Annotated in this window: 15 protein-coding genes and 1 pseudogene; 12 read left to right on the top strand and 4 right to left on the bottom strand. The window is 56.9% G+C overall.

Translation table 11 applies throughout. The features are described from left to right. The first annotated feature begins 28 nt into the window (after positions 1-28). The 7 genes from ACR0KW_RS21775 to ACR0KW_RS21745 all read left to right on the top strand — a co-directional run bounded on the left by ACR0KW_RS21775 (position 29) and on the right by ACR0KW_RS21745 (position 6,034). Positions 29-508 (top strand): TRAP transporter small permease, encoded by a 480-nt coding sequence (locus ACR0KW_RS21775; RefSeq protein ID WP_480806883.1) that lies wholly within the window; start codon positions 29-31, stop codon positions 506-508. Beyond that, positions 501-1,799 carry a TRAP transporter large permease gene (locus ACR0KW_RS21770; protein WP_480534002.1) on the top strand — a complete coding sequence of 433 codons (1,299 nt, stop codon included), beginning with the start codon at positions 501-503 and terminating at the stop codon, positions 1,797-1,799. Before ACR0KW_RS21775 ends, ACR0KW_RS21770 begins: the two co-directional genes overlap by 8 nt. 35 nt (positions 1,800-1,834) lie before the next feature. Then, positions 1,835-2,824, top strand: a complete 990-nt coding sequence (gene dctP / locus ACR0KW_RS21765; RefSeq protein WP_480806882.1) for a TRAP transporter substrate-binding protein DctP — start codon at positions 1,835-1,837, stop codon at positions 2,822-2,824. 82 nt (positions 2,825-2,906) lie between these two features. After that, positions 2,907-4,007 carry an NAD(P)/FAD-dependent oxidoreductase gene (locus ACR0KW_RS21760; RefSeq protein ID WP_480806881.1) on the top strand — a complete coding sequence of 367 codons (1,101 nt, stop codon included), beginning with the start codon at positions 2,907-2,909 and terminating at the stop codon, positions 4,005-4,007. Continuing rightward, entirely contained in the window at positions 3,982-4,296 is a 315-nt protein-coding gene (locus ACR0KW_RS21755) for a (2Fe-2S)-binding protein (RefSeq protein ID WP_480806880.1), read from the top strand. Before ACR0KW_RS21760 ends, ACR0KW_RS21755 begins: the two co-directional genes overlap by 26 nt. Continuing rightward, a complete protein-coding gene (locus tag ACR0KW_RS21750) occupies positions 4,283-5,677 on the top strand; it encodes an FAD/NAD(P)-dependent oxidoreductase (RefSeq protein WP_480806879.1) in 1,395 nt (464 codons plus the stop codon). Before ACR0KW_RS21755 ends, ACR0KW_RS21750 begins: the two co-directional genes overlap by 14 nt. A 12-nt stretch (positions 5,678-5,689) precedes the next feature. Then, positions 5,690-6,034, top strand: coding sequence for a RidA family protein (locus tag ACR0KW_RS21745; RefSeq protein WP_480806878.1), 345 nt, complete (start codon positions 5,690-5,692; stop codon positions 6,032-6,034). Between the two features lie 599 nt (positions 6,035-6,633). Here the strand turns inward: ACR0KW_RS21745 and ACR0KW_RS21740 are convergent. Further along, positions 6,634-7,089, bottom strand: a complete 456-nt coding sequence (locus ACR0KW_RS21740) for an Lrp/AsnC family transcriptional regulator (protein WP_480806877.1) — start codon at positions 7,087-7,089, stop codon at positions 6,634-6,636. A gap of 115 nt (positions 7,090-7,204) precedes the next feature. Between ACR0KW_RS21740 and ACR0KW_RS21735 the strand changes: the two genes are divergently transcribed. From ACR0KW_RS21735 to ACR0KW_RS21715, 5 genes and pseudogenes are all read left to right on the top strand, one after another. Further along, positions 7,205-8,404 (top strand): methionine gamma-lyase, encoded by a 1,200-nt coding sequence (locus tag ACR0KW_RS21735; RefSeq protein WP_170446561.1) that lies wholly within the window; start codon positions 7,205-7,207, stop codon positions 8,402-8,404. 14 nt (positions 8,405-8,418) lie between these two features. Further along, positions 8,419-10,791, top strand: a complete 2,373-nt coding sequence (locus tag ACR0KW_RS21730) for a 1-deoxy-D-xylulose-5-phosphate synthase N-terminal domain-containing protein (RefSeq protein WP_480806876.1) — start codon at positions 8,419-8,421, stop codon at positions 10,789-10,791. A gap of 256 nt (positions 10,792-11,047) precedes the next feature. Continuing rightward, positions 11,048-11,762, top strand: a pseudogene (locus ACR0KW_RS21725) (IS3 family transposase); the annotation flags it as partial. Between the two features lie 303 nt (positions 11,763-12,065). After that, on the top strand, positions 12,066-13,031 hold the full coding sequence (locus ACR0KW_RS21720) for a GlxA family transcriptional regulator (RefSeq protein WP_480806875.1): 966 nt from the start codon (positions 12,066-12,068) through the stop codon (positions 13,029-13,031). A 159-nt stretch (positions 13,032-13,190) separates the two neighbouring features. Next, a complete protein-coding gene (locus ACR0KW_RS21715) occupies positions 13,191-14,744 on the top strand; it encodes a trimethylamine methyltransferase family protein (RefSeq protein ID WP_480806874.1) in 1,554 nt (517 codons plus the stop codon). 250 nt (positions 14,745-14,994) lie between these two features. Here the strand turns inward: ACR0KW_RS21715 and ACR0KW_RS21710 are convergent, their stop codons facing one another. The 3 genes from ACR0KW_RS21710 to ACR0KW_RS21700 are packed head-to-tail and all read right to left on the bottom strand — an operon-like array spanning position 14,995 to position 16,691. Next, the gene (locus ACR0KW_RS21710) at positions 14,995-15,729 is read right to left on the bottom strand and encodes an SDR family NAD(P)-dependent oxidoreductase (protein ID WP_480806873.1); all 735 of its coding nucleotides are present in this window, start codon (positions 15,727-15,729) and stop codon (positions 14,995-14,997) included. After that, positions 15,726-16,457, bottom strand: a complete 732-nt coding sequence (locus tag ACR0KW_RS21705) for an SDR family NAD(P)-dependent oxidoreductase (protein WP_480806872.1) — start codon at positions 16,455-16,457, stop codon at positions 15,726-15,728. Before ACR0KW_RS21705 ends, ACR0KW_RS21710 begins: the two co-directional genes overlap by 4 nt. 12 nt (positions 16,458-16,469) lie before the next feature. Beyond that, a complete protein-coding gene (locus tag ACR0KW_RS21700) occupies positions 16,470-16,691 on the bottom strand; it encodes a hypothetical protein (protein ID WP_480806871.1) in 222 nt (73 codons plus the stop codon). Positions 16,692-17,369 lie beyond the last annotated feature (678 nt).

Here is a 17,369-nt window from a genome sequence, read left to right as displayed (position 1 = left end):
GACGGACAATAACGTCGTGAGGGGGGAAATGGAGCGTTTCGTAAAATACCTGCTGACCAGCATCATTTGCATTGTAGCCTTGGGCCAGTTTGTTCAGGTCATTACCCGCTATGTTCTGCAAATACCGGTGATGGGGCTTGAGGAAACCATGGCCTACCCGGCGCTGTGGCTTTACGTCCTTGGGGCGGTAAATGCCTCGCGGGAAAACACTCATATCCGCGCAAATGTGCTTGAAATCTTCCTGAAGACGCCGCGCCAGCACGTCATTCTGGCGATTATCGGCGAAGTGATCAGCCTGATTGTCGGGCTCTGGCTGCTGAGTTGGTCCTGGGAATTCACCCGCTATTCATGGCGCGTCTGGAAAGAGAGCCCGACGCTCTACATTCCCACATTCTATGCCGAAGTCGCTCTGACAATCGGTCTGGCGCTGATGATGGTCTACACGACGATCCATCTGGTCCGCCACATTCTTGGATATGATACTGACGAGGAGATTCACCTTGGTTGAAGTCGCCCTGCTTGCCGTCGCTGTCCTGGTGATCCTGCTGACCCTCGGGGTGCCGTTGCCCTATTGCTTCGGCGGTGCGCTGATGGTGATGTATTTCATCGGCGGTGCCACTATGAAGGGCAACATGCTCTGGGGATTCCAGCAACTTGGAAACCCGATTTTGCTGGCCATTCCGCTATTTGTTCTGGCCGGATCCATCATGAGCGAAAGCGGTATTGCCGCCTCTCTGCTACGCTTCGTCAGTGCCTTTATCGGCCACGTGCGTGGCGGTCTGGGTGTCGTGGCAGCGGTCAGCTGTGCGGTGATTGGGGCGATCTCGGGGTCCGGCCTGACCGGCATCGCGGCGATCGGACCGCTGTTGATCCCGGAAATGGAAAAGCGCGGCTATCCCCGCGAATACGCGACCGCTCTGATTGCCAATTCCTCGATCCTTGGTTTGCTGATCCCACCCTCGGTCACCATGATCATCTACGGCTGGGTCACCGACACCTCAATCCTCGCCTGTTTCCTCGCGACGCTTGGGCCGGGTCTGTTCATCATGTTCAACTTTTCAATGGTGAACCTATGGATGTCGCGCAAGTTCAACCTGATACTGGATGAAAAGCCCACGTTCAGTGAACTCAGCAGCGAAGTTGCTAAACGCGGCGTTCACGCCTTCCCCGCACTGTTGATGCCGGTAATAATCTTGGGCGGCATCTATGGCGGCATCATGACCCCGACTGAAGCTGCCGCAGTAGCGGTGATCTATGCACTGCCCGTCGGCTTTCTGATCTACAAGGGGCTCAGGTGGGAAAACTTCCTGATGGCCGGGAAGGAATCCGCAACCGCCGTCGGTGCGATCCTGCTGATGATCCTGTTTTCGATGATCCTGAGCCAGATGTATGTGATGGAAGGTATTCCGCAGGCACTGGTCGCCTCGATTTTCGAGATCACCGACAATAAGGTCCTGCTGCTTATCCTGATCAACATTATGCTGTTCCTGGTCGGCATGGTCGTGAATGACGTCACCGCAATCATCCTGATAGCACCGCTGCTCTTGCCTCTGATGAATGCCATTGGTGTAAGCCCGGTGCAGTTCGCCGCGATCATGGGGGTCAACACCGCGATGGGGGGCGTGACGCCACCCTATGCTTCGATCCTCTATCTCGGGGCGCGGATTGGCAACGTGAAGGTCACCAAGGTGATCCCGCCCGCGATGATCCTGATCGTGACTGGTTATGTGCCCGTGGTGTTCCTGACATCGCTCTGGCCGGACCTATCGCTCTTCCTGCCCAGACTCTTTGGCTACTGATCCTGAACCAACTAAACCCAAACGGAGGAAACCCAATGAAACGCATGATGATAACTGCCGCAACCGGCGCGCTGATGGCGCTGTCGACCACCGCGATGGCAGCTGACCTGAAGATGAGCCATGTGCGCCCGCAAGGTACCACGATCGACGTCGAGTTGAACGCCTTTGCCACCGCCGTGGACGAAGCAACCGGCGGTGACGTCAACATCAAAATTTATGCCGCCTCGGCGTTGGGCGACTATACAACAGTGCAGGAACGTATCTCGGTCGGCGCGGTCGACATGGCGACCCAGCCGGCCGCCGCCGCCGCAGACCGCAAGATGCAGATCAGCTCGTTCCCCTATCTCGCCGGTAACTGGGAACAGGCCCGTGCGATCTATGGCCCCGGTGGCGTGGTGCGTGAAACCATGGATGGGCTTTACGCCAAGCAGGACATCACCATGCTGGCCGCCTATCCGGTTTACTTTGGTGGCATCGCGCTCAATACCGACGCAGTGTCGCCGGGCGATCCGTCGGTCGATAACGGCATCAAGGTGCGGGTGCCCGGCATCAAGAGCTTCCAGTTAACCGGCGATGCGTTGGGCTACATCCCCGCACCTATCCCGTTTTCCGAAGCCTTCACGGCGGTACAGACTGGCGTTGTTGACGGTGTGATCGGCTCGGGTGCCGAAGGCTACTATGCCTCGTTCCGCGACGTGACCAAAACCTACATCCCGGCCAATACCCATTTCGAAGTCTGGTACATGATCATCTCGAATGAATCCCTTGCCGGCCTGGACGCCGAGGATCAGGACGCGCTGAAAGCGGCCGCAGCAGAATTTGAAGCGACCCGTTGGACCGTGGCGGAAGCCGACCAGAAGGCCAACGAACAGAAACTGGCCGATCTGGGAGCTACCATCGTCTCGCTAAGTGATGCGGAACTGGCCGCAATGTCGGCCAAGGTTCAGGCGGAAGTCTGGCCGGTCGTGCTCGAAGACGTGGGTGTGGAATGGGGCCAGGCGATCCTGGACAAGGTTTCCGAATAAGCAGCCTCTCGTCTGATACAATCCGGGGCGACACCTTTTTTCGCCCCGGCTTTACTCAAACTTAAAATCAGAAACTGAGATCATGGAATCCGACTTTGCAATCATAGGCGGTGGTGTTGTCGGCCTGTCTGTTGCATGGGGGCTATTGAAACGCGGCAAGCGCGTTCTGGTCCTCGATGGAGGTGACAGCAGCTTTCGCGCCAGTCGGGGAAATTTTGGACTTGTCTGGGTGCAGTCCAAGGGGATCAAACAACCACGTTATGCCGCTTGGAGCCAGCAATCCGCCGCCGCATGGGCCGGGTTTGCCGATGAGCTTGCTGACGCGACCGGACATGACATGTCGCTTGAGCAGACGGGTGGCTACGACCTGCATTTCTCGGAAGAAACCCTAACGAAAATAGTCACGCAATACGAGGAGCTGAAAGCGAAGCTGGACGGCAACTACCCATATGAAGTTCTGGATCGGAAGGCGCTCCTCACAGAGGAACCGGAGATCGGTCCCAAAGTCGTTGGTGCGATCCTTCACCATCAAGACGGCCATGTGAATCCATTGAAGTTGCTTCGGTCTCTCGCCGACGACGTCCGGCGACTTGGTGGGCGGGTGCTGAACGAAAAAACTGTCACAGACGTCAGGAAATCGGATGTTTTCACTATTACCTGCGCGGACGGAAGCCACGTGCAGGCCGACAAGGTGATCCTTTCCGCTGGTTTGGGCGCAATGGAACTTGGGCCCAAACTGGGCTTCAAAGCCCCAATCCGGCCACAGCGCGGTCAAGTGATGATCACCGAGAAGCTGCCAAAAATAATCAACCGCCCCTCGCTGATCGCACGGCAGGTAGATGAAGGTGGCGTCCAGATAGGTGCCACCAACGAAGAGGTGGGTCTGAATGATGGCGTCACCCAGCCTGGCCTCTCCGGCCTCGCTTCCGAAGCCATCGCGGCCTACCCGGTGCTTGCCAAGGCGCAACTCGTGCGCAGTTGGGGAGCTTTGCGAATTCTGTCGCCCGATGGCTTGCCAATCTACCAGGAAAGTCCCGAGATGGCCGACGCCTTCCTAGTCACTTGCCACAGCGGCATCACCCTTGCGGCGGCCCACGCTCGTTTCCTGCCTGACTGGCTGGAAGGCAATGACGCCGCACCGAATCTGGAGGTGTTCAGTGAAGACCGCTTCGTCATTTCTTGAGTTGGAGGAAGGTCGCCGCCTGGTTCCAGTATGGTTCGAGGGCCAGGAGCTGCATTTGCCCGAAGGTGCAAATCTCGCGGCCGCGATGCTGGTCGCCGGGGTGCGGAGGTTCAGGAACACGCCGGCCTCGGGCGCTCCACGCGCTCCGTTCTGCATGATGGGCGCCTGTTTCGACTGCCTCATTGAGGTTGACGGTGTGACCCGTCAAGCCTGCATGCTCGAAGTCACTGGCGGGCTGCGCTTGTCGATGCCGCGCAAAAGAAGGGACGTGACCGATGCAGAAAACTGATCTTGTCATCATCGGGGCCGGCCCCGCCGGGATGGCCGCTGCTGCCACCGCTGCAAAGGCTGGCCTACATGTTATCCTGCTGGACGAACAGCCCCGTCCCGGCGGACAGATCTACCGCGATGTGGATCGGGTCGCACGGGTCAGGGGCAAAATGCTTGGTAATGACTATACAGACGGATTGTCCTTCACAGCAGGGCTGGATCACGGCAACATTACCCATATCGGCGGAGCGGTGGTTTGGGCAATTGAAGAAGGAACTCGGGTTCTCTACACCGCTGACGGAAGAGGGGGCGCAATCGAAGCGAAACGCATCCTCATCGCCACTGGAGCCCTGGAACGCCCGATGCCGCTACCGGGCTGGACCTTGCCTGGCGTGATGACGGCGGGGGCGGCACAGATTCTGTTGAAGCAATCCGGCGTCCTGTCAAAAAACGCGGTTCTGGTCGGATCGGGACCGCTGCTTTACCTGATCGCCGCGCAGATGATACGAGCGGGCACACCGCCGCTGGCACTGGTCGAAACGCAGACAAGGGCAGATTTTCTGCAGGCTCTTCCGCATCTGGGTGGAGCCCTTCGCGGCTGGCGATATCTGCTCAAGGGGTTGACGATGCTATCGGAAATCCGTCGCGCCGGGGTACGCCGCTACACTTCCGCGACGAATATTTTGATTGAAGGAGAAACTGCCGCCGACGGCATCCGCTTTACTGCGGACGGAAAGGCCCGACATATTCCCTGCGACACAGTGCTCCTGCATCACGGTGTCGTGCCTAACACACAGGCGGCCCGCTCCATTGACGTGGCGCATCACTGGGACGCACGGCAGCACTGCTTCGCGCCTAACCTCGATGACTGGGGCGGGACAAATGTCGAAACGATCCATATCGCTGGCGATGGCGCTGGCATTGGTGGCGCGAAGGTAGCTGCTTTGGCAGGCCGCCTTTCAGCATTGAAAATTGCCTCCGATCTGGGTGCGATTTCGACGGCCGAGAGGGACAGCGCAGCCAAACCAATCCGACGTCGCATTTCGCAAGAACTTGCGGTGCGCCCTTTCCTTGACGCGGCATTTCCCCCCGCAATGGAAGCCACAAAGCCCGTCGATACGACTATCATCTGCCGCTGCGAAGAAATCACTGCAGGGGACATTCGTCGCCATGCCGGTATCGGCTGCTCGGGTCCGAACCAGGCCAAGGCCTTCAGTCGTGCCGGAATGGGATCATGCCAAGGCCGATATTGCGGACTGACCGTAAGCAGCCTGCTGGCCGAAGCGAACAGCGCTACGATGGATGAAACCGGATACTATCGGATCAGGCCACCGTTGAAACCCGTGACTCTTGGCGAACTGGCAGCGATGGGCGGTTCGGTGAACAGCGCAACAAACTAAGAAGGAAGCCCGGTGATCGAACGTATCAACACCAGCCGACGCATGAGCAAGATAGTCAAACACAACGGCGTCGCATTTCTTTGCGGGCAGGTTGGTGAAGGTGCCACAGTGGCCGAGCAGACCCGCGAGTGCCTGTCTCGCGTCGATGCGCTTCTGGACAAAGCGGGTTCGTCGCGAGAACAGATGTTGCAAGCGATCATCTGGCTGTCCGACATGGCCGATTTTGGTGAGATGAACGACGTTTGGGATAGCTGGGTTCCGACCGGGTACGCTCCGGCTCGCGCTTGCGGTGAGGCAAAGCTCGCTCGGTCGGATCTGAAAGTCGAGATCATCATCACCGCTGCGTGTAATGCATGACGGCAAGCGGCTTGGAAAAGGCAAATACTATTCACTACGAGTTTAATAAGCTGACGTGTCTTCAATGGCAGGAAAACCAACCGCAGACCTACTGATTACAATCCAGTTGATTGAACGTCCGCTCTTTCAATTCGTGCTGTTAATATCACGGTTGCAGCGAACGACGGCTTCCCGCCCATATTGACAAGTACTGCTCCGCTCCCCAAGTGCGCATCGGCTCGAAGTTACTGTTCGCCGCCTGTGGCTTGCTGATCAGTCGGGGGTCGGTGTTGTTCAAGGCGTACGGTTAGCCTGCAGCCAACCGACGTCATTTGCTGGAGCAGGCTCGCCAAACACTTCGACCACGGCCTCGGCCGCTGTCTAGCTGATCGCCTGTTCCAAGGCGAGCCACGTCACAATGACAGGATCCGTTTCCATTGCGTGCGCGAGAGCCGGGAGGCGATCCAGGGGCACCTTGCAGCCCTCCTGCTTGATCACGGTGATCATATTCTGGTTCACGTATCCAGCATGCGAGGCGATCTCCGCCCAACTCTTGGTAGGTTTCCGCTCAAGCACTCAGCGCCCAACGTATTTTGCCAACCTTTTCTAGTTCGATCTATCTATCCGGACGGAAAAACAGCGGTCTTTTTTACTGTTCCATAGACAAAGCTGGTATCGATCGAGGCTATCCCGCCGATCGGATGAATTCGGTGACGAATAAACTCCTCGTAGGCCTCGAGATCCGATACCAAAACCCGCAACTGGTAGTCCATTGCTCCGGTCAGCACGTGGCATTCAAGAACTTCATCGATCATCCGAACGCGCTTTTCGAAGTTCTGAACGTCCGTTTCATTGTGCCGCTCTAACCGGATACGTACGAAGACGGTAATGGCCATTCCATACGCGGCAGCGTCAACGTCGGCGCTGTATCCCTTTATCACTCCGTTGGCTTCAAGGTTTTTGACCCGGCGCAAACACGGTGACGGGGACAGGTTCACCTCGTCGGCAAGATCCTGGTTCGTCATGCGCCCGTCCCGCTGCAGCGCTCGGATGATCTGCCTGTCCTTAGCGTCCATTTCATCCTCATTCTTAGCAGAATCTGCCAATTTCAGTGCTCGAGTTGGTATAATTCGCAACCATTGGCCCAAAGTAAAGGCGCAAACTGGCTTCAACATGAATCAGGAGCTTGCAATGACTCGTTCAACCGGATTTGCCACGCGCGCCATTCACCACGCATATAACCCTCTGGAAAATGACGGCGCTCTGACACCACCGCTACATTTGACGTCCACGTTTACCTTTGAAACCGCAGAAGCTGGCGGAGAGATGTTCGCCGGTGAGCGTGAAGGTCATATCTATAGTCGTATTTCAAACCCCACTTGCGACCTTCTTGAACAACGCATTGCCGTGCTTGAAGGGGCTGAGGCCGGGCTAGCTCTCTCAAGCGGCATGGGGGCAATTACGGCAGTGCTTTGGACCCTGCTGTCGCCAGGTGACGAAGTCATCGTGGACAAAACGCTCTATGGCTGCACCTTCGCCTTCATGCGTCACGGTTTGGCAAAATGGGGAGTCACGATCACGCACGTCGACATGACAGACCCTGAGAACCTGAAAGCGGCCGTTTCTGACAAAACCCGCGTTGTCTATTTCGAAACTCCGGCCAATCCGAACATGCGCTTGGTGGACATCGCCGCGAGCGCCGAAATTGCGCACTCGGTCGGTGCAACGGTCGTCGTCGACAACACCTATGCCAGCCCATATCTGACCCGGCCGATCGAGCACGGGGCAGATATCGTTCTGCACTCGGCCACCAAATACCTCGGTGGGCATGGCGATGTGGTTGCCGGTCTGGTTGTCGGGTCCGCAGAACAGATTGCTGAGATTCGCCTTGTTGGGATGAAGGACATGACCGGCGCGGTGATGGCCCCTTTTAACGCAATGCTGATCCTGCGTGGTCTGAAGACACTGAACCTGCGTTTGGATCGCCACTGTGCGTCCGCCAAGGTCGTTGCAGATTTCCTCGAAGCACATCCCGCCGTCGGCGAGGTTTATTTCCCCGGGCTTGAGAGTTTCGCCCAGCATGATGTTGCGCAGCGTCAGATGTCCCAACCCGGTGCCATGATAGCGTTTGAAATCAAGTCCGGCCTGTCAGGCGGGATTGAGTTCATGAACCGCCTGAACATGATCCAGCGTGCGGTGTCCTTGGGCGACGCGGAAACCCTGATCCAGCACCCCGCATCCATGACCCATTCGACGTATACCCCGGAAGAGCGGGCCGAGCATGGGATCAGCGATGGCCTGATCCGTCTGTCCGTCGGGCTGGAGGATGTCGAAGATATCCTTGCAGACCTGGAGCAAGCCTTGCCCTACCCTGCCCGCAGCGCCGCCTGAACCCGGAGACAGTCATGCACATTGATCCCACCCAACTGAAGATCGTTGAACAACGTTTGCTGTGGTTGTCGCATTGGATGATCCACCATGCCAACCATGTTCGGCCAAAGGTGGATGGGATCAAGATCGGTGGTCACCAGGCTTCTTCTGCCTCGATGGTATCGATCATGACTGCGCTCTACTTCTCAGCCTTGCGCCCCGAGGACCGGGTTGCAGTCAAACCCCATGCTTCGCCGATTTTTCACGCGATGCAGTATCTGATGGGCAATCAAACGCGCGAGAAGATGGAGAATTTTCGCGGATTTGGCGGCGTGCAAAGCTATCCGAGCCGGACCAAGGATATCGACGATGTTGATTTCTCGACCGGGTCCGTGGGTTTAGGTGTCGCGATCACCTCGTTTGCCTCGATCATTCAGGATTACATCAAGGCCAAAAGCTGGGGCTCCGACGCCCCAATGGGGCGCATGGTAGCCCTGGTAGGCGATGCCGAACTGGATGAAGGCAACGTCTATGAGGCATTACAAGAAGGCTGGAAAAACGACCTACGAAACACATGGTGGATCATCGATTACAACCGACAGTCGCTGGACGGTATCGTCCGGGAAGGACTGTTTGAACGGATCGAGAAAATCTTCGATGCTTTCAGCTGGGATGTCGTTCGTGTGAAATATGGCGTCTTGCAACGCGCTGCCTTCGACGAGCCCGGCGGAGACCGCCTGCGTGATTGGATCGACGCTTGCCCCAACCAGGATTACTCCGCTTTGACTTTCATGGGTGGTGCGAATTGGCGACAGCGTCTCATGGACGATCTGGGGGATCAGGGGGATGTAACCGCTCTGATCGAACGGCGCACGGATGCAGAGCTCGCAGCACTGATGGAAAACCTTGGCGGCAACTGCGCCGAGACCATGGCTCAGACATTTGCCGCCATAGATCATGATCGCCCAACATGTTTCCTGGCCTACACCGTCAAAGGATGGGGCACCCCCATTGCTGGCCACAAGGATAATCATGGCGGGCTGATGAACAACAGCCAGTTTGCTGCGTGGCAGTCGCATATGGGTGTGCCAGAAGGCGAAGAATGGGAGCCGCTTGCGACGGTGCAAGACCCAGAGGCGCTCAAGGGTTTTCTGGCCAGCACCCCGTTCTTTGCCAAAGGTCCGCGCCGCTATCTTGATGACAAGCTGGATGTGCCGACAATCGAGATTGACACCAGTCGCGAGACCTCGACCCAGATGACGTTTGGCAAGATCCTTGATGATCTGTCAAAAGGCGACAGCCCATTGGCCGAACGCATAGTGACGACCTCCCCAGATGTGACAGGCACGACAAGCCTCGGTCCTTGGGTGAACCGGCGCAAATTGTTTGCCCGATCCGAACAATCCGACGCCTTCATAGAACACCGGATTCCTTCGACGGCGAAATGGGAATTCACGCCGGAAGGGCAGCATATCGAGCTTGGTATCGCCGAAATGAATCTGATGTTGCTTCTGGGTGCTGCAGGGCTGTCCCATTCCCTGTTCGGCAAGCGGTTGATACCGATTGGCACCGTCTATGACCCTTTTGTCAGCCGCGGCCTCGATGCGCTGAATTACGCCTGTTATCAGGACGCGCGCTTCATGCTGGTTGGCACACCATCAGGCGTCACGCTCGCACCCGAAGGTGGAGCACACCAATCCGTCGGAACACCACTCATCGGGATGAGCCAAGACGGGCTGGCCGCTTTTGAACCCGCCTTTGCCGACGAGCTGGCGGTGATTATGGAGTGGGCCTTTGATTACATGCAGCGCGACGGCGAAGGGCAACCGGATGAGCGCACCTGGCTGCGCGATGAAACCGGAGGCTCTGTCTATCTGCGCCTGACGACCAATCCAATTGAACAACCCGGCAAGCGCGTAGACGACGAGTTCCGCCAAGGTGCCATCGATGGGGCCTATTGGTTACGTAAACCGGGACCCAATTGCGAAGTTGTAATTGCCTATCAAGGCGCCGTCGCGCCCGAGGCAATCAAGGCCGCCGGCATGATCGGCGAGGGGCGTCGCGATATAGGCGTTTTGGCCGTGACATCGGCAGATCGCCTGAATGCCGGATGGACTGCCGCTCAAAGAGCGCGTTCTCGCGGTAATCGAGCGGCACGCTCTCACATCGAAACCCTGATGTCCGACCTGCCGCCCCACTGCAAGCTTGTCACCGTTATCGATGGTCATCCTGCGACTCTTTCCTGGCTCGGCGCGGTGCTTGGACATCAGACCATCCCCATGGGCGTCGAGCATTTTGGTCAGACCGGAACGATCGGCGATCTTTATCGCCACCACTGCATTGATGCAGATGCTATCCTGGAGAAAGTGAATGGCTTGACTCATGGCAAGGTTCTTCACCGAGCATAGATGGGTCGGACTTGGAAAAAATGTAGAGAACAAACTAGCCCTAGCTTAGACCAAGATAGCTGCCGGGTTATGCATACAGTACTCTTTGGCTCCATTTATCTGACGGACCTGAGCTAGGTTGGATCGGTTGGCAAAACACGCCAAGGAACAGCGTTCCTTTGACTGAAAAATCAATAACTAAGCTAGCTGCACTGATTTTCGGGACACAGGGGGTGGAGGATTTACGATAGGAACCGAGTGACACGAGCCCGAGGAAATTGTTACGAAGTTACGGCAGGTTGAAGTGCTTGTCGGGCAAGGTATGGCGCGGGTCGATGCGATCCGCGAGGTTCGCATAACCGAGCAGACCTATCACCGTTGGCGCAAGCAATATGGCGGCACGGGAATCGACCAATTCAGAGAACTCAAACACCTTCAGAAAAAGAATGAGCGGCTTGGAAAGGCCGCGTCTGACCCGACGTAGGACAAGCTGATCCTGGCGGAAGCCACAAAGGATGAAGGGCGTCGGGGAAACCATCCAGCGGGTGGTTTTCAGCCCTGAACGCGAAGCCCTTCTGAGCCCCGCATGTCGTCGTGCCTGTATCAATCAGGTTCGCTGTCAGTTCAGGATCTCGGACCGCCGGGCCTGTCGTGTATTGAAACAGCACCAATCCACACAACGAAATCTGCCAAGGCGCCGAGCCAACAAAGACAGATTGGTCGCGGATTTGATCAAGCTGGCCCGTTAATGCGGTCGCTATGGCTATCGGCGGATCGCGGCATTGCTGAGAGGCGCGGGCTGGCAGGTCAACGACAAGCATGAGAAACGTCTGTGGCGTCGTGAGGGCCTGAGAGTGCAAATGAAACAACCAAAGAAAGGGTGGCTCTGGCTGAATGACAGATCTTGCGTCAGACTGCGGCCTGAACGTCGACACCATGTCTGGAGCTACGACTTCGCGCCTTGCAGGACCGATGATGGCAAAGCCTTCCGGATAAGAGCGATCAGAGCCTGCGCCATCAAAACGGACCACGTACAAACATTTCTAAACGCAAAAGTTTGGGCTCAAGCGTCGGTCGCTCACCAATGAAAATGGCCGGACCGCTTGTACAGTCTTGCCCAATTGAATTGGCCAAACTGGTAACAAGCGTTTTCGAAATCGATGTCCTCTGAAGTTTTCGATTGCGCGATCTTGCACTGCTTCTCCACCCTCGTGATGGAACAGGTCCGCTTGACGCTCACAAGCCCGTGTTATACTCGAATTGCCTCTCAGGCAGTTTTGAAAGGCGGGTAGGTGGTGACCGAGGCGGAAAAGTCCCAGGCACAAAAGTTCGTGTTTTTCCTCACGGACGAGTTTTCTCACCTCGCATTCTCCTGCGCTATTGAACCTCTGCGAATTGCAAACCTGCTGAGCGGCAAAAACTTGTATGAGTGGTCGCTGCATTCCGAAGATGGTGAATTCGCCACTTGCTCGAACGGAACCAAGACTGTTGTAGACGGAAATTTCGCTTCGGTTCAAAAATGCGACAGGCTTCTGGTTTTGTCGGGTATCAACATGCGCGCGCATGTCACCCGCCCCTTGCTGTCGGCGCTGCGTCGGGAGCGGGTCAAGGGAGCCGAAATCGGGGCCCTGTGTTCCGGCGCGTGGATATTGGCTGAGGCTGGGTTCCTGGACGGTATGAAAGCGGCCATTCACTGGGAATACCACGACAGCTTCATGGAAGAGTTCCCAAACATAAATCTGGTACGCAGCGTTTTCGTCGCGGATGAAAAGCACATCACAGCGTCCGGGGGCACTGCAACCGCAGATCTTATGTTGCATTTGATCGAAGCAGACCATGGCGAGGATCTGGCGCTCGAGGTTGCCGATCAAATGGTCTATGTCGCGGTTCGAAACGCCACGGCAGAGCAGCGTGTATCTTTGCAATCCAGAAATGGGATGCGGAATAAACACCTAGTGGCGGCAATTCGCATTATGCGGGATCAGATTGACGACCCTATTCCGCCATCATCGATCGCGTCCAGGCTTGGTATTTCGACTCGCCAGCTTGAGCGGCTTTTTGGGAAATACCTAAACTCGACCCCAAAAAAGTACTACGTCGAAATGCGATTGGACCGGGCCCGGACGCTTCTGTTGCAAACAGAAGATTCAATTACGGACATTGCAATGGCATGTGGATACGAAAGTTCCGGCCATTTTTCCAAGGTTTACCGCGCACGCTTTGGTGTTTCCCCTCACGCTCAACGCAACAAAATCAGCTGAAACCTGTGCGCAAGTCTGGTTGAGATGGTGCAATTTTCGTGGGTCAGAAGGTCGGGTACACACATCGGATACATGTCGTATCTATCAAATTTGCTTCGCAAGATGGCACGCGGGAATAGCTGGAATATGTGATTTTCAGAAAAATTCTGGAGAATCCCGATGACCACTGAAACCCGCACTCGTTCCCGCTCAGGCGGGCGCTCTGCCCGCCGGGCAATCCGTACCGCTCCAAAGTTTGACATGTTGCCAGGCCTGACCCGCGCAATTCCCGATTGCGAGGTTATGGACGGCAGCCAGGTTGAACGCATCGACAACGCTGCCATGGACATTCTTGAGAATGTCGGCGTTCAATTCCGCGATCCGATCGCCTTGGAAGACTGGAAGAAAGCCGGCGCCAAGGTGGATGGAGAGCTGGTCTATCTGGACCGCAACATGGTGCGGGAGCTGATCTCGACCATTCCTGCGCAGTTCACCTATCACGCGCGCAACCCCAACAACAACGTCAGGCTGGGCGGCAAGCACTCGGTTTTCGTGCCGATGACCGGCGCACCGTTCCTGCGCGATCTGGACGATGTGCGCCGTAACCCGCTGCTGGAAGATCTGGCGATGTTCCACAAGCTCAGCCACATGATGCCTGCGCTGCACAGCTCGGCCCACCATATCGTTGAGCCTTACGATCACCCGATCAGCCAGCGCCACCTGCGCATCACTTATTCATCGATGAAGTACTCGGACAAGATGTTCATGGGAATGACCACGTCGCCCAAGAACGCCGAAGACGTGATGGATATGTGCGCCATTCTGTTTGGTGACGAATTCATCGACAGCCATCCCGTCACCACCGGCAACTGTAACGGTAACAGCCCGCTGGTCTGGGATGAGACCATGCTGGGCGCAATGCGCGCCTTCTGCCGCCGCAATCAGCCCGTGCTGTGCTCGCCCTTTGTTTTGGGTGGCGCGAACACGCCCGCATCCGTTCCGGCAACTGTTGCACAGCTGACCGCCGAGGCATTGTCGGCGCTGGCCTATACGCAGGTGATCCGCAAAGGCGCACCTGCGATCTGGGGCCACTACCTGTCGACCGTGTCGATGAAATCGGGTGCACCGATGGCGGGCACGCCCGAGATCAGTCTGATGAACTTCATGATCGGCCAGATGGCGCGGTTTTACGATGTACCGTGGCGTACGTCGAACACGCTGGGCGGGGCCAAGACCTTTGACGCGCAGGCGGGTTATGAATCCGCGACCACGCTCAGCGCGGTTGTCCATGCAGGTGCGAACTACATCTGGCACTCGGCGGGTTGGAACGAAGCGGGCATGCACTGCTCGGTCGCCAAGTTCATCGTCGACGCGGAACAATGTGCAATGGCCTATCGCATGGCGGAAGGCCCGAAATGGCACGACTTCGATCAGGCGATTTCGGCGGTTCCGGACGTGGGCCCAGGCGGCCACTATCTGGGCCACCCGCACACGCAAGAGAACTTTCAGACTGCGTTCTTCATGCCGGAACTGTTTGACAACAACTCGATCGAGCAATGGCAGGCAGAAGGCAGCGTCGAGATCACCGAGCGCGCGCTGAAACACGCAAAGAAACTGCTGGGCGAGTATGAAGAGCCCAAGCTGGACGAAGCCAAGAACGAAGAGCTTCTGGACTACATTGCACGGCGCGAGCGGGAAATCCCTGCTGCCGATGAGCTGAACCAGACTTACTAAGATATAATACTCCCCGACTTGCCCGCCCTGAAAATGGGCGGGCTTTTTTTTGCCCGCAAAGTGGGAAGTATCTTTAAGTCGAGAGGACCGCACTCACCAAGCACAGGCCGAGGTGGCGCGATGCGAGAGTAATTGAACCCTCACTAGTCGATGCTCGGTTCGCTTGAACAGACCGTTGGCAAATCAACACTTGAGGTCGATTTGCCAACGTCCAAGTTTAACGCTGCAGCAATGATGCGCCGCGAATTTCTCACGGCAAACTCAGTTTCGCCATGCGCCCACCGTCGACGGTGTAAACCTGACCGGTGATAAAGCCGCTTTCTTCGGCGGCAAGGAAAGCGGCCAGCGCAGCAACTTCTTCGGGCTTGCCAGTACGCGCGACCGGATGGATCTTTCCGATGTCCCGGCGAAAGGCGTCGGGGTCAGGCATCGTCTCGATGAAGTCGAGATTTAACTCGGTGTCGATCCAACCCGGGGCGATTGCATTGCAACGAACGCCTTCCGCCCCGTGGTCGACAGCTACGGCACGTGTCAAACCGTGCAACCCGGCCTTGGAGGCACAATAGGCCGCGTGGCCTGGATTGCTGCCCAAACCTTCGATCGAGCCGGTATTGACGATGCTGCCACGCGTCTTGCGCAGATAGGGCAGGGCGGCTTGGATCATCAGGAAGGGTGCGGTCAGGTTGACGGTCAGGTTTTTCTGCCAATCTTCCAGTGTCATGTCTTCGACACGAGCCTCTTGCATCATGCCCGCATTGTTGACCAGAACATCCAGTTGCCCCGCCCGGTCCACGACCTCGGCCACGACCTGCGCCGGAGAATTAGGGTCCGAGAAATCCGCCGCGATCCCTTCGAACCTGTCCTCCGCTCCACGCTGCGCTGTGAAGACGCGCGCGCCTTCATCAGCCAACCGTGCCGCGATGGCTCGCCCGATACCGGATCGACCACCGGTAACAAGCGCGACTTTGCCCTCAAAACGCCTCATGCGACCGGTTTCCCGCCATTTACTTCGACCAGCGCACCGCACATGTAACGCGACGCATCCGATGCGAGGAACAGAACGACATCGGCGATGTCCTCGGGTTCGGCGATGCGTCCCAATGGGACGGTTTTGCCCAGTTCGGCCACAGCCTTGTCCGGATCGAAACCGCGTTTGGCAAAGCCCGAGCGCAGCATCGGCGTGTTCACTTCATTGGGGCAGACCGCGTTGATCCGGATGCCCTGATGCGCATGATCCATGCCCATACATTCGGTCAGCGACGCAATCGCAGCCTTGGTCATGCAGTACAGGGCATGGTTCGGGCCGGGGGCCTTTCCGCCCCAGCAGGACGATGTGTTGACGATAGCTCCACCGCCGGTTTCGGCCATCAGAGGGATGGCAGCGCGGCAGATTCGAAAGGGAGCCTCGACATTTACGCCCATGGACAAGGCCCAATCGGCGTCGCTGGTTTCCGTGACCGGACCACGGGTGATGACACCGGCATTGTTGATGACAATATCCAAGCCGCCCAGGGCCTTTTGTGCCGCCGCAGCCAGGTGGTCGCTGTAGGTCGGGTCAAGCAGATCGCCGGGCAGATGCGCATCGGCCTCGATGCCGTCCGTCGTGCGATCGGCGACGGCAACTTTTGCACCACTCGCCTTCAGCTTGTCTGCGATAACCCGCCCGATGCCTCCGGCTGCGCCAGTTACCAACGCGCATTGGCCTTCAAACATTTCCTAGTTCTCCTAAGTTGCGATTGCCTGCTCCAGCAGATCAGCGGCTGTGACGCCCGGTTTATTGCCGATCAGGTTATGTGCAAGCATGTGGATTTTCTTGATCTTCACGTTCTTTATCTCTTGCCGGATCGCCAGTTGCTCCTGCTTCAGCGAGTATTTGTCACTGCCAGCAGTGCCCGGGCGCATCGCAAGTACGCAGCCAAACCGACAATCGAACAAAACCTGTGGCATGTGATCAGCGTCTTCTGAATCGTTCTGGTTCACCCAGCCCGAATGTGCTGCAACGCAAGACTCCAGGGACGCAATCACCACCGTTTCGCGGTTGTGGAAGTACTTGGTTAGCCTTCTCGGCGAAGTCTTTGCTTCAACCCCTGCCGCGTCAACGCATTGGGTGGAAAAGCCCTTTTCAGAAAACTGACGGTTGGGGCGTTCTTCGATTTGGGTCTGAGTGTCATTCATAAAAACATGGGTAGAGCGATCGCTCTACTTGGGCGTGCCGGTTCGCGACAGTGTTGGCCCGCAAACGACAAAGAAACGCTGATTTTGCATTTATGTCGGCTTGGTTTCTAAATCGAAAAACGCCGCCCGAATGGGGCGGCGGGCATTTTAGTGGTTGGCCGGAGTTTATTCAGCGGCCTGCGCGTGTGCCTCAGGATGATTTTCGGGCAACCATCGGTTAAGATCGTTTTGGTCGGCAGCTGCAACGATAACACCGGTGCCGAAAATTATCGAAAACCAGAAAAACTTGGAAAATCTGGTTTTCTACTAGGTTGCGCTAGCAAGCGTTTGCTGCTGGACGGGATCATTGAAACCCTTACTCGTCTCTTGCTTTCCATTCTTTCCATCTGAGTATGGCGTTTGCGCCGATTTCCCGGAAGGGTTGTGGTGGCAAGCGTTTTGGTTGATCCT

Source organism: Ruegeria sp. CG11, assembly GCF_056537245.1.
The sequence above is the reverse complement of the archived record's forward strand: the minus strand, read 5'-3'. Positions and strand labels throughout refer to the sequence as shown.

What these genes read in the sequence shown, in the direction of transcription:
- ACR0KW_RS21715 (WP_480806874.1), top strand. Translation starts at nt 13,191, where the DNA reads ATGACCACTGAAACCCGCACTCGTTCCCGCTCAGGCGGGCGCTCTGCC.
- ACR0KW_RS21750 (WP_480806879.1), top strand. Translation starts at nt 4,283, where the DNA reads ATGCAGAAAACTGATCTTGTCATCATCGGGGCCGGCCCCGCCGGGATG.
- ACR0KW_RS21705 (WP_480806872.1), bottom strand. Translation starts at nt 16,457, where the DNA reads ATGTTTGAAGGCCAATGCGCGTTGGTAACTGGCGCAGCCGGAGGCATC.
- dctP (WP_480806882.1), top strand. Translation starts at nt 1,835, where the DNA reads ATGAAACGCATGATGATAACTGCCGCAACCGGCGCGCTGATGGCGCTG.
- ACR0KW_RS21740 (WP_480806877.1), bottom strand. Translation starts at nt 7,089, where the DNA reads ATGGACGCTAAGGACAGGCAGATCATCCGAGCGCTGCAGCGGGACGGG.
- ACR0KW_RS21730 (WP_480806876.1), top strand. Translation starts at nt 8,419, where the DNA reads ATGCACATTGATCCCACCCAACTGAAGATCGTTGAACAACGTTTGCTG.
- ACR0KW_RS21735 (WP_170446561.1), top strand. Translation starts at nt 7,205, where the DNA reads ATGACTCGTTCAACCGGATTTGCCACGCGCGCCATTCACCACGCATAT.
- ACR0KW_RS21775 (WP_480806883.1), top strand. Translation starts at nt 29, where the DNA reads ATGGAGCGTTTCGTAAAATACCTGCTGACCAGCATCATTTGCATTGTA.
- ACR0KW_RS21760 (WP_480806881.1), top strand. Translation starts at nt 2,907, where the DNA reads ATGGAATCCGACTTTGCAATCATAGGCGGTGGTGTTGTCGGCCTGTCT.
- ACR0KW_RS21710 (WP_480806873.1), bottom strand. Translation starts at nt 15,729, where the DNA reads ATGAGGCGTTTTGAGGGCAAAGTCGCGCTTGTTACCGGTGGTCGATCC.
- ACR0KW_RS21700 (WP_480806871.1), bottom strand. Translation starts at nt 16,691, where the DNA reads ATGCCACAGGTTTTGTTCGATTGTCGGTTTGGCTGCGTACTTGCGATG.